Source organism: Mediterraneibacter sp. ICN-202921, from assembly GCF_037890075.1.
GTDB lineage: Bacteria > Bacillota > Clostridia > Lachnospirales > Lachnospiraceae > Mediterraneibacter > Mediterraneibacter massiliensis.
Genome location: NZ_JBBKBE010000008.1, coordinates 43,857 through 56,105, shown reverse-complemented (window position 1 = coordinate 56,105; position 12,249 = coordinate 43,857). Strand labels below are relative to the sequence as shown.

At 46.1% G+C, this 12,249-nt stretch carries 13 protein-coding genes; 11 read left to right on the top strand and 2 right to left on the bottom strand.

Annotation, left to right across the window (positions count from 1 at the left end; genetic code table 11):
- The first annotated feature begins 132 nt into the window (after positions 1 to 132).
- Positions 133 to 441 (top strand): hypothetical protein, encoded by a 309-nt coding sequence (locus tag WKT01_RS08415; protein ID WP_340312026.1) that lies wholly within the window; start codon positions 133 to 135, stop codon positions 439 to 441.
- Between the two features lie 76 nt (positions 442 to 517).
- Here WKT01_RS08415 and WKT01_RS08410 read toward each other — a convergent pair whose 3' ends face one another.
- Positions 518 to 775 (bottom strand): helix-turn-helix domain-containing protein, encoded by a 258-nt coding sequence (locus tag WKT01_RS08410; protein ID WP_340312024.1) that lies wholly within the window; start codon positions 773 to 775, stop codon positions 518 to 520.
- Between the two features lie 207 nt (positions 776 to 982).
- A complete protein-coding gene (locus WKT01_RS08405; RefSeq protein WP_340312023.1) occupies positions 983 to 1,219 on the bottom strand; it encodes a helix-turn-helix domain-containing protein in 237 nt (78 codons plus the stop codon).
- Positions 1,220 to 1,336: 117 nt separating this feature from the next.
- On the opposite strand from WKT01_RS08405, the gene WKT01_RS08400 reads away from it, so the two are divergent.
- The 10 genes from WKT01_RS08400 to WKT01_RS08355 all read left to right on the top strand — a co-directional run bounded on the left by WKT01_RS08400 (position 1,337) and on the right by WKT01_RS08355 (position 12,069).
- On the top strand, positions 1,337 to 1,738 hold the full coding sequence (locus WKT01_RS08400) for a hypothetical protein (RefSeq protein WP_340312022.1): 402 nt from the start codon (positions 1,337 to 1,339) through the stop codon (positions 1,736 to 1,738).
- Positions 1,739 to 1,777: 39 nt separating this feature from the next.
- Positions 1,778 to 2,089 (top strand): DUF5720 family protein, encoded by a 312-nt coding sequence (locus tag WKT01_RS08395; protein WP_340312021.1) that lies wholly within the window; start codon positions 1,778 to 1,780, stop codon positions 2,087 to 2,089.
- A 117-nt stretch (positions 2,090 to 2,206) separates the two neighbouring features.
- Positions 2,207 to 3,115 carry a ParM/StbA family protein gene (locus WKT01_RS08390; RefSeq protein ID WP_059066783.1) on the top strand — a complete coding sequence of 303 codons (909 nt, stop codon included), beginning with the start codon at positions 2,207 to 2,209 and terminating at the stop codon, positions 3,113 to 3,115.
- On the top strand, positions 3,112 to 3,387 hold the full coding sequence (locus WKT01_RS08385; RefSeq protein WP_340312019.1) for a hypothetical protein: 276 nt from the start codon (positions 3,112 to 3,114) through the stop codon (positions 3,385 to 3,387). Before WKT01_RS08390 ends, WKT01_RS08385 begins: the two co-directional genes overlap by 4 nt.
- A gap of 156 nt (positions 3,388 to 3,543) precedes the next feature.
- Positions 3,544 to 4,020: a hypothetical protein gene (locus WKT01_RS08380; RefSeq protein ID WP_340312018.1), complete on the top strand. Its 477-nt coding sequence runs from the start codon at positions 3,544 to 3,546 to the stop codon at positions 4,018 to 4,020.
- An 82-nt stretch (positions 4,021 to 4,102) separates the two neighbouring features.
- A complete protein-coding gene (dcm, locus tag WKT01_RS08375) occupies positions 4,103 to 5,392 on the top strand; it encodes a DNA (cytosine-5-)-methyltransferase (RefSeq protein ID WP_340312017.1) in 1,290 nt (429 codons plus the stop codon).
- Positions 5,393 to 5,398: 6 nt separating this feature from the next.
- Positions 5,399 to 6,358 carry an amidoligase family protein gene (locus tag WKT01_RS08370; RefSeq protein WP_340312015.1) on the top strand — a complete coding sequence of 320 codons (960 nt, stop codon included), beginning with the start codon at positions 5,399 to 5,401 and terminating at the stop codon, positions 6,356 to 6,358.
- Between the two features lie 10 nt (positions 6,359 to 6,368).
- Complete coding sequence (locus WKT01_RS08365; RefSeq protein ID WP_340312013.1) at positions 6,369 to 6,866, top strand: gamma-glutamylcyclotransferase family protein; 498 nt, start codon at positions 6,369 to 6,371, stop codon at positions 6,864 to 6,866.
- A gap of 54 nt (positions 6,867 to 6,920) precedes the next feature.
- Positions 6,921 to 11,303 carry a SpaA isopeptide-forming pilin-related protein gene (locus tag WKT01_RS08360; RefSeq protein ID WP_340312011.1) on the top strand — a complete coding sequence of 1,461 codons (4,383 nt, stop codon included), beginning with the start codon at positions 6,921 to 6,923 and terminating at the stop codon, positions 11,301 to 11,303.
- Positions 11,281 to 12,069: a class B sortase gene (locus WKT01_RS08355; protein WP_340312010.1), complete on the top strand. Its 789-nt coding sequence runs from the start codon at positions 11,281 to 11,283 to the stop codon at positions 12,067 to 12,069. Before WKT01_RS08360 ends, WKT01_RS08355 begins: the two co-directional genes overlap by 23 nt.
- The last annotated feature ends 180 nt before the right edge of the window (positions 12,070 to 12,249 follow it).

Genomic DNA, 12,249 nt, shown 5'->3' with positions numbered 1-12,249 from the left:
TGTGACGGTAATAGAAATGGTATTAATTTTAGTCAAAAATTATACTCCCTAATTTTAGTGGATAACTGGTGTATTAAGTATTGATTTTTAGGAAAAAAGAACGATAAACACATGGAAAGGTGGAAAATGTGTATGAGGTATATGGGAATAGATAACAAAGAAGTGGTCTTGATTCGATACTATAATGTTTTATTTTATTTGACATTTAGAAGTCAGTTGGATGAATATAAGAAGAATATCCTAATTAATCGGATTGATTCTGGAGAAGTATTGTTGATGAAAGACATTTACATATGGTGTGAACAACATCAGATACCAGTTGATATGAAATTTATATATCGTAAGGATTTTCCGGTAACAGCAAATTTGTGGAATTTATATTCTTTTCTTCGATTTCGTTTGGGATTAAGAAGATTAAAAAAAGAGACAGTTTTAGGGTGATTCGCCCTTTGTAAAATGTTACAGAAAATAGCAAATGTATTTGAAAAGAAAAGTCATAGACTTATACACATGAAAGCTATGACTTTTCTTCTTTTCCTTCGATGAGATATTCATAGGAAACATGGAAAATCTCAGTGAGTGCTTTTAATTCGATATCTGTGACGTAACGTTTATTGGTCTCAATTCTGGTAATTACATTTTTATCTATATCATACCCATTGAGCTGAAGTTGATAGGCTAAAAAGCGTTGTGACATATTATGCTGGCGGCGGAGTTCAATAAGTCTTTGGCTGATCAGATTTTTCTCCCCAGTTGATGTTTTCGGTTTTGGCATATCTCTAATCCCTTCTGCAAATAGTGGGGCAGATTTGTCTCACTTTTTGCACTTTTTTATTGATTTTACATGGGATTAGGAATACAATCGGTTGTAAAAGTGAGACAAAAAATATACCAAAATAGAATAATCAAATCAATTAAAAAAAGGAGAGAATAAGAAAGTACGGTATTACAAAAGAATTTAAGAGGTGGATACTTTTCCGGTTTAGAGAAGCCCGGAAAAGAATGCGTTGATATCCGTATGAAAAATCTTGGCAAGGGCAACAAGTTCGGATACCTTGATGTTCATGCGGTTGGTTTCCAGCTTGGCATAGGTACTTTTGGACATGGAGATACCCATCAGGTTTAATTTTGCAATGACTTGGTCTTGCGTAAGTTTATTTTGATAACGGATGGCTTGGATATTTTTGCCGATATCCATGTCTGGTCTGATCTTCTGCATGATAGAATCCTCTCATTTCTCAATGTTTCGTAATAAAGAAACTTTATATTGATTTTACTGATTTCACTTTTTATAATGTTTCGTAATAAGGAATTATTTGTGCAAAGGGGAAGGATTATGCATCAGAGAGATATAGAACGGTTTGCTTTCCTGTTTTTATGCGGAAAGCGTGACAGGGCAATCCTGCTGGGAAAAGAAAAAATGACATTTTCTGATTTGGAAAGGCTGACTTATGTTACCGATTTCCTTGGTCTGACAAGATGGAATCTGGATATCTGGAATCATTATGGAGAGCAGTTCCAAGAACACTTTCAAAGACTGGAACAGATATATGATGAAACCTGCAGCATCGTTTCTTGTGATAAAACCGAAATTGATTTATATTTGCAGGATAGATGGATACAGGAATTTTGTAACAATGTACCAGATAGAAAGATCCGGAAGGAACTAAAAGAATTAGTCAAAAAGATCTATAAGGAAAAGGGAATGGAAATCCCGGAAGAGACAGGCATCATTTAGATGTCTGTCTTTTCTTTTGGAAGGGAGGTGATAGCAAACGTGAGTATCAGTATTCATGAGTTATTGGCAGTAGCCAGGGAGTCGGAGGGTGTGAAGGCAGTACAGGGTGATGCCATGCTATGTGAAAAACGGTTTGCACCGGACACCCGGTATATGGTGGAGTTTTTGGTGTTGAAGCAGACGGAGCAGTTTGGGAAAGTGGGAATATATCATCGTTACTTTTTAACAAAGAAAGCATATTACGAAATGGTGGAGTTACAGAACCAAGGAATCCTTCGTTTTCAAAGACAGGCGCTTGTTTTGGAAGGAACACTGCATTATCTTCCAGTCCAAACATTTTTTCAAGACTAGAAGTAGGAAGAAAAACAGGCTGGAAAGAAAAGAATGCCTGCCGGGGCGCGCCTTTGGGGGCAAGGGCTCTTTCACCGGAAATTTAACATAGAATAGAAAAGAAGGGAGTGGTAAGTGATGATTATCGGAATCGACCATGGATATTACGCCATTAAAACAAAGCAGGTGTGTTTCCCCACAGGGATCATCCGGTATGAGTATGAACCCTATACCATGCAGAATGTCCTCCAGTACCGGGGAGAATATTATGTGTGTGGGACTGGGAGACAGACCTTGGTAAAGGACAAGACTGCCAACGACAATTATTATCTTTTGACGCTGGCAGCACTGGCACAGGAGATTCGAAAGCGAAAGGGGGAAAGGACAGCGAAAGTTGTTCTTGCAGCCGGGCTTCCCCTTACCGGATTTGGAAGGGAAAAACAGAAATTCAAGGAGTATCTGTTTCGGAAGGAACAGCCAATCCGTTTCTTATATGAAGGGGAACGCTATGAGATCCAGATTGAGGATGTAAAACTGTTCCCCCAGGGATATTCAGCCCTGGCTCTTTATCCAGAGTATTTAAAAGATGAGCCTTCTGTGCTTCTTGTTGATATCGGAGGCTGGACGGTGGACTTGATGCGGCTTGATAATGCTGTTCCTAACGCAGCTACCTGTAGAAGCCTGGAACTGGGTGTCATCCGTTGTATGGATGAGATCAGGGAACAGGTAAGGAGAAATACAGGGCTGTCGGTAACGGAGACGCAGATCGAGCGTGTCTTACATGGAAAACCCAGCAGCATGCCTGCGGAAGTGGTGTCTTTGATTGAGAGGCAGGGCAGGCTTTATATTGAAAAAATCCTGTCTGCGATCACCGAGGCAGGCTTTGACCTGCGGGCAGTCCCTTCCGTTTTCATGGGAGGCGGTGCTGCTATTTTTAAACACCGTGTAAGCGAGCAGGACCGCCTGTGTCGCCCAATTTACCTGACGGACGTCCATGCCAACGCTGCCGGATATGAACGGATTGTGGGGCAGATGAGGACGCTGTGAGCCGCCCGGTCTTTTCCTTCCGCCCAAACCTTAAGAACCCGGAACATGAAAAAGCGTGGCAGCTTTTGATGGAAATTCCGACAGGGCAGAGGAACCAGTATCTGGTGGATGTGATCCTGGAACAAGAAGAGAGGGAAACTTTAAAAAGACTCATTCAGGAGGCTGTCCGGGAAGCGTTAAAATGTGGCGATGTGGAACGGATGCCAGCACAGGAAAAGGAAGAAATTCCCGGTCAGATGCTGGATTTTTTATTTCAGATGGAGCAGGAGTAAAGGGGGTGAGGCCTATGGGCAAGGAAAGTATGGCATTGTTGGATATGCTTTGGTTTTGCATACATTTGACATGGATTCTTTAGTGGGTATTGTGAATAGCTTTCTTTCAAATTTTGGAGTATGTTGTGTATAACAAAACGAAAGGGGAAAACGCTTATGGCAGAGATGAAGAACATATGCGGAAAGATCCCGGTGGAATTACATGAGAAGGTACGAGCCGAGATCGAAGAAAAGGAAACGAGTACACAGATATTTATCCGACAGGTGATCGAAGAACACTTTAACAGGTTGGAAGGCAAAGGAGAAGAAAGCATGGAAAAAAGAACATTAGCAGTACAGGTAACAGAGGAATTATTCCAGAGAGTCAAATGGGCAGTCACAAAGGAAGGCATCAAACAGAAAGATTTTATCATCCGCATCATCGAAAAAGCGGTGGAAGAGGTAGAAGCCAAATGGAAGGAACTGGAACAGCCGGAAGAAATCGAAGAAACAGATAATCTGGAAGAAGCGGAAGATCCTAGTGAAGAAGAGGTGGTGGAAGCCGCAGAGGAAGAGACGGATGCAGAAACTTCTGAGGATGCAGAGGAAGAAGAGATTCCAGAATCAGAAGAAGAAACTGAAGAGATCGCATAATGCCAAACAAATAGAACTATAAAACCAGCAGGCAGTGTGGGAGAAAAACCATGCCGCCTGTTTTTTTATTCAGCAAAGGAGGTTGATAGCCGCAACCATTCGATTTTTTGATTTATTCAGCGGGATCGGGGGATTCCGGGAAGGGTTAAGACGTGCAGGCGGTTTTACCTGTGTGGGACACTGCGAGGTGGATGCTTATGCGGATAAGAACTACCGATTGCTGTTCGACACAGAAGGGGAGTGGTTTTGCAATGACGCAAGAACAATCGAAACTGAACGAATGCCGGACTTTGATCTTTTGTGTGCAGGATTTCCTTGCCAGGCATTCTCTATCGCCGGAAAGCGGGAAGGATTTGCGGATGCCAGAGGAACTCTGTTCTTCGAGATTGCCAGACTGGTTGCAGACAAGCGACCTGCGTATTTCATCCTTGAAAATGTTCCCGGACTGCTTTCGCATGACAAAGGCAGGACGTTTCACACCATCCTCAGTACGTTATCTGAGCTGGGGTACGGTGTGGAATGGAAAGTGCTTAACAGCAAGGATTTTGGAGTCCCCCAATCCAGAAAACGGGTGTATCTTGTCGGATATCTTGATCGAAGATGTGCCGGAAAAATATTACCTTTCCCAGCAGCAAATGGAACGTCTCTTGTACAAATCCAAACAGGAAGGCAAGGGGAACGGATCTACAACGCCGAAGGATTAAGCTGTACCCTGACTTCCGGAGCCGGAGGCGTGGGTGGTAAGACAGGGTTATATGAAGTAGGTGTTCCCATCAAGGAGAATACCAAGCAGGGATATAAGATGGCGTATCCGGGAGACAGCATTGACTTAGGATATGCAGACATGAATACCAGAAGAGGGCGTGTGGGGCATCAGATTGCCCATACCCTTACCACAGGGATTCAGCAGGGAACGCTTCATTTTGTGGATCTGTCTCCTCCGCCTCTTGTCACAGAGCAGTGCAGGTGTCTGAATACCAGACAGTCCGGCATCCATAATCATAAAGGGGAATGCTCCGGTGTCTTAAAAGAAGAAGGCGCCAGGGCAGTGCTGACTCCGGGTAGGGAAGAAACCCGGCAGAATGGCCGGAGGATGAAGGGGCCGGAAGAGCCGATGTTCACCATTACTGCCACAGACCGGCATGGAGTTGCCTATCGGGGCAGAATCCGGAGGCTGGTGCCGAGGGAGTGTCTGCGGCTGCAGGGGTTTTATGACTGGCAGATTGACCGCATAGAACAGGATACTTCGGACAGCCAGCTTTATAAACAGGCTGGAAATGGAGTGACCGTCAACGTGATCGAAGCCATCGGAACGCTTCTTCGGCAGGCAGATGCAGAGATCCGGGCAGAGGATGAAAAGACAAAGAGGTAAGGCAGCATGGCAATTGGAATTCAGGATCAGTATTTTGGTACAGAGATTGAGATGACAGGGATCACCAGGCAGAGGGCTGCGGAGAAAGTGGCAGAGCTGTTTGGAACAAGGGCGGTTTGCAATGGCGGATATTATGGCGTCTGGTCGGTGACAGATCAGGAAGGAAAGAAATGGAAGTTCATGTATGATGGGAGCATCTATACGGAACGAAGGGAGCGTGGACGCATGGTTCCTGCCGAAAGAGAATATAGCACCGAAATGGTCAGTCCGAAACTTTCCTATGGAGAAATGGGAAAACTGCAGGAAGTGGTGCGGTGTCTCAGACATCATGGGGCGAAGGTAAATGCATCCTGCGGGCAGCATGTGCATGTAGACGCTTCCAATCACACCCCAAGAAGCCTCAAAAATGCCATGACCATTATGTATTCCAAAGAGGACATCCTGTTTAAGGCATTGAGGGTACAGACATCAAGGGAACAGGAGTATTGCCAGAAGGTGCGTCCCATTGTGTTAGAAAAGATCCGCCGGATGCCAAACAGCACCATTTCCATGGAACAGTTGAAACGGGTATGGTATGGGGGCAGGGATAGAAGCCATGATCATTATGACAGTACCCGGTACTATGCGTTGAACCTTCATGCAGTGTTTTCCAAAGGAACTTTGGAGTGGAGATGTTTTGAGAGTACCCTCCATGCAGGAAAAGTGCGGGCAAATATCACTTTGGCTCTTGCCATCTCTGCCCAGGCCATCAATCAGAAATGCACCCAGATGCGGAAAACGGAGATCACGGAGAATCCGGCATTTACCTTCCGTACCTTTTTATTGCGGCTGGGACTCATTGGACCGGAATATAAGAATGTCCGGGAACATCTGCTTGCCAATCTGGAGGGTGACAGAGCATGGAGATATGACCGCAGTACCTATGAATGTTTGAATCGAAATCATCGGGCAGAGGATGCCCGTTAGGAGGTAAGAGATGAAAGAAACCTATTATTTTGCCTATGGCAGCAACATGAACTTAGACCAGATGGCGTACCGCTGTCCGGCAGCTTCCGTAGTGGAGAATGTCAAGCTGGAAGGATACCGCCTGACCTTTTGTGGCAGGGGGAAAGGAAGCGGTGTTGCCACCATTTTGCCGGAAGAGGGCAGCCAGGTGGAAGGGGTGCTTTGGAAGATCACACCGGAGTGTGAAAAAAGCCTGGATTTATATGAAGGGTATCCCCACCTGTATGGGAAGGAGCCTGTTCTTGTTCAGGGAAAGGATGGTGTGAAACGGGAAGTCATGGCATATACCATGAATGCACTCTATAAGGATCAGCCTGCCATCCCCTCGGATCTTTATTTTATGGGAATCGTGGAAGGCTGCCATCAGAATGGGATTTCCAGCCGATCTGTGACCGATGCGCTAAAGCGTACCAGACAGGAAGTGGGAAAGCAAAAAGCCAGTCACAAGAAAACAGAAGTCAGTAGATAACAAAGCCGCAGGGGAAAGCCTCTGCGGTATTTTTAACGAAAAAAGGAGAATGCAATGAAGAACAGGAATATCAAAACAAGACTTGCAGCCTTTGGGCTCGCACTGCTCATGGGGCTTAGTCCGCTTGGGAACTTAGCGGATGTCCATGCGGCAGAAACAAAAAATCCGTCAGAGCCAGTGACGGAGAGCGCAGAAATATCTAAAACGGAACAGACAGAGAAAGTTTCAGAAGCTGCGAAACATTTGGTAACAGCAGAAGACATCACGAAAGATATTTCCGACAAGGATTTTATGGCAGAGACTTGCATGGAGGGCATCCATTACGATCAGGAAAAAGAAGATGTTACAATAGAGCGTATCGAAGCGGAAGATGGAGGGAACTACCACCCTGACCAGGCAGGAACCTATATTGCAACCTACTGGGTTGTGCCAAAGGATGCGCGTGACAGCTATTCTGTGAGCAGAAAGATCATCTTGACGGATACGGAAGGGCAGGCGCATACAGAAGAAAATGGCGGTCAGAAACAGAAGGAGGATACGAATTCTGAAGAAGATTCGGAGACGCCTGTGCAGGAGATCCCGGATGTGGAAGTGACGGTATCCGGGGAAGATGCAGATGCACAGGCAGCAAGGGAACTGGAAGAAAAGATTGAGGATGGGGAAGTGATGATGCTTTCCGGTGCGGAAAATACTTTCCGAGCAAGGGAAACCGTACATCTGGAAAAAGGAGAGACCATCTACTATCCAAGTTATATTGGAAATTACCTGACCTGCTGGTTTACGGTCAATGGAAAGATTGCTTACTGTCTGGAATCCCATCGTGCTTCACCCCCCAGTGGTGACTATGTGGCACAGGTACTGGATAGCAATAAGAACTTGCAGAAGGTGCTGTATTATGGTTATGGCGGTGCCGGGGATATTACAGGCAGTTACCTGTCCGGGAAAAGTGCGGAAGAGAAATATGTATATACCCACATCGCAGCCAGCTATGCCTATGCAGGTGAGGCAGGATTTACAGGATGTAAGTATGAAGATCTGGTAAACGCAGGCGTGATCGCCTATATTGACCACCTATTTGCTATGGAAGAGCCGCCGAAGGGGGAAATCTCCCTTTCCAAGACTTCTGTAAAAGCAGTCCGAAATGGAAATGTACAGAAAACACCGGATATCACATTGTCCGGGGATCACCGAAACTACATTTCAGTCAATGTACCAAAAAACATCACCATTTATAACAAGACAAAGGGAACTTCCGCAGAGAATGGTGCGCTGAAGATCTATGGCGGGGATACCTTTTATCTGACTGCCCCAATGCTTCATACCGGAAAATATTCCTCCGGGGAGCTGCATGGTTCTGTAGGGGAAACCTGGAGAACACTGGTATTATCCACAGGAAACAGCAATCAGGACATTGGAGTCTTTGAATCGGAGAAAGCCAATCCGGTAAGCTTTACGGTAGACTGGCTGGAGATGACAAGAATCGAGCTTTTAAAACAGGATGCGGATACCAAGAATCCTTTAGACGGTGCAGTGTATGGCATTTATACAGACAGCAAGTGTGAGCATCTTTTGATGGAAATGCCAGTCACCGGGGAAGAGGGAAAAGCAGTCAGTGATTATTTTGAGGCAGCCATCAAAACAGTATATGTGAAAGAGATCAAGGCTCCAGACAAGTATGCACAGAGTGATGTGATCCATAAGGTAGATGTGGAAGCCGGAAAGACGGTCACCATCTCAGCAACCGATGAGAGGGTGAAAGGTGCTGTCCATATCCAAAAGATCGATAAGGAGACACAGGCTTTTCTTCCCCAGGGAGATAGTTCCCTTGCCGGGGCTGTGTATGGTCTGTATGCCAGAGAGGATATCGTCCACCCGGATGGAAAGACGGGGGTTCTGTTCAAAAAAGACAGCCTCATCGCACAGGGCGTGATCAAGGAGGATGGTACCTTAGATTTTTCCGAATTGTATCTGGGAAAAATGTATGTGAAAGAGATCACTCCGCCGGAAGGTTATACGGTAGATCCAACAGAGTATGAGGTGGACCTTGCTTACGAAGGACAGGAAGTGGCAGAGGTAACCAGGGACCTGACGGTACAGGAACAGGTGAAAAAGCAGGCGTTCCAGCTGATCAAGATCAGCGAAGATGGAGACCAGACAGAAACAGACCTTGTGGAAGGGGCAGGTTTTCAGGTGTATCTGGTCAGCAGCCTTTCCAAAGTAGAGAGTGGGGAATTACAGCCATCCAATGGGGATCAGTTTACTGCGGAAGATTTCCGAGGTTATGATTTCAGTAAGGAAGAGGTGGCAGTGACCTATGTGGATGGCAAGGCTATCCCGGTACCGGAGCTTATTACAGATAAAAAAGGATATGCCCTCAGTCCGGAGCTTCCGTATGGTCTTTATGTGGTAGAGGAAAGCACCGTACCGGAGAACTTGAAAGCCATCGATCCGTTTTTGGTGAAGGTTGATGAGGACAGCAGAGAACCGATGGTATGGCGTGTGTTCGATGACCGTCCGTTTGAGTTTTTGTTAAAAATCGTGAAAAAGGATGCACAGACAGGCAATCCGGTTTTAAAAGCAGGCGCTTCCTATAAAATCTTTGACATGGAAAAAGAGGAATATGTAGAGCAGACGGTATTCTATCCGAAGAAAGAGACCATCAGCGTTTTTAAGACCAATGAGGAAGGCTATCTGGTAACACCGGAAGAATTGAAATGTTCTACTTACCGGATTGAAGAAGTGAAAGCACCGGAAGGGTTTGTAAGACAGGGATATGAGAGTTCCTTGTATGAAGGGGAAAAAATAATTTCTCCATTGGAAGTGACCGGAAAAGGCAGTTACAAAGAGAACCCGAAAAAGGGGATCGTGATCACGGTTTCTTCCGATACCGCCCATCAGATCGATCCGGATACCGGGGCAGTCATCGTGGAAGTCGAGCAGCCAAACGATGAGCAGGTGGGAAGCCTGACACTGACCAAAACTGGAGAACAGCCAGTGGAAGTGAAGGGGGATTCCCTGCTTGCAAAGGCAAAGAGACTGGCAGGAAAGATCAAAGATGCAGTAACCGGAGAGGATACCGATATCGGAGTGTTCCATGATTTTGTCTATGAAGAATCCGGTGTGGAAGGGGCAGCCTTTGAACTGTATGCCAAGGACACCATTTATTCTCCGGACGGAGCAAAGGATGAGCAGGGCAATCCGGTCATCCGTTATGAAAAAGACGATCTGGTGACAACTTTAGTGACTGATACAGAAGGAAAGGCAGTGGTAAATAATCTTCCATTGGGTTCTTATTATATGAAAGAAACCATAGCAGGCGACCATTTCGTATTGAACCCGGAACAGAAAGAATTTACCCTAACCGCAGAGGATGATACTCAGGCAGTGGTTTATGAAGGGGTTGCTTATAAAAATGAGCGACAGAAGATTTCCATTTCTGTAGAAAAGAAGGATGCAGTCACAGAAGAGAAGCTGGAAGGCGTGATCTTTGGATTGTATGCAAAAGAAGATATCCTCTCCCAGCAGGGTGAGGTTCTTGTAGAAAAGGATACTCTGCTGGAGAAGAAAGCAACGGATGAGAAGGGACAGCTTACCTTTGACAGCGACCTCTATCATGGGAAATATTATGTGAAAGAGGAAGTGAGAAAGCCGGGGTATCTTCCGAATGAGGAAATCTGGGAGATCGATGCCTCTTACACAGACCAGAACCTTGCAGAAATCAAGCTGACAAAAGAAGTGGAAAATCAGCCAACGAAAAGCCAGTTTACAAAAACCGATGCCACAACTGGGGAAGAACTGGAAGGGGCGAAGCTTCAGATCATCGACCAGGATGGCAACATCGTGGAAGAGTGGATCAGCACAAAAGAACCGCACGTAGTTTATGGACTGCCGGAGGGAACGTATACGCTCCATGAAGAGCTGCCGCCTTATGCAGAAGGGTATGTGTCTGCGGAAGATATTGAGTTTGAGATAAAGGAAGATGGCAGTGTGACCAAAGTGGAGATGAAGGATACCTATTCCAAAGTGGAAATCTCCAAAACAGACCTCACCACTGGAAAGGAACTGGAAGGAGCCAAGCTTCAGATCTTAAATAAGGATGGTGAAGTTTTGGAAGAGTGGGTAACAGATGGGAAACCGCATCTGGTAGAGAAACTTCCGGTAGGGGAAGAACTGATCCTGCGTGAGATCACAGCGCCGGAAGGCTATGAGATCGCAGAAGATGTGAAGTTTACACTGGAAGATACCATGGAAGTCCAGAAGGTGGAAATGAAGGATGCAAGGACACCGGAAACTCCGGGTGTACCGCAGACAGGAGATGACCACTGGAAACCAATCCTTCTGTTTGCACTTTTAGGTGTATCAGCAGCCGGACTTATGGCAACTATGCTCTATAAGAAGAGACATAAAAAAGCAGATGAAGCGAAAAAAGAAGAATAAGCTGTGGATGCTGCAGGCAGTCTTGTGTGCTGTCTGTATCCTCAGTGCGGCACTAATTTATCATGATTATGTGGCGATTCCCAGGCAGAACCGAGAACTGGTGGAAGAGTTAAAAACCTGCTTCCCGGAGGACATCCCTCCGGGCGGGGGCTCTCCAGGAGAGAAAGAGGAACAGGCTGGAAGAGAACCGGAAGTGTCTGCCGTTGACCTTCGATCCCTCCAGCGCCAGTATCCGGATGTTCGGGGCTGGCTTACGATCCCAGAAGTTGGGATCGATTATCCGGTCATGCAGAGCAGCCGGGAAGAGCCGGAGTATTATCTGCGGAGGGATTACCGGGGAAACTACGACATCAATGGAAGTTTGTTCCTCCAGGCAGACTGTATTTTGGGAGAATCAAAGAATCTGACTATCTACGGTCACAACATGAACAGTGGGGCGATGTTCGGGAATCTGGACCGGTACGTTGCCTATGATTACTGGAAAGCACATCCCAGGGTGTTCTTTCAGACGCCGGAAGGCATGGAAGAGTACCGGATAGCGGCAGTATTGAAAGCTGATGTGTCCATGTTTGACTTCCAGCAGGCATCTTTTCACAGTCCGAAGGAATTGGAGGCTTATGCAGCACAGGCGAAAGCGCTGTCGCTGTTTGAAACAGGGATAACTGGTGCAGGTTGTGAGACAACCCTGACGCTGGTAACCTGTTCTTATGAGTGGAAGGAGGCCCGGAACATCCTTGTGGCAGTAAAAGCAGAACCTGAAAGGTGAAAAGTGTTCAAAGATGGGTACTTTCTTCAGCTCTCTGGATGTATCATGGTGTACTCTGGATCACTCTCCTGCCGGAAGTGTTCAAAAGTACCCGAAAAGTGCAGAATGTGAGACAAGGTGGAAACTGGGAAGTGGCGATACGGAACAAAAAGTGTTCGAAGTTAAGGGATGTGCAACAGG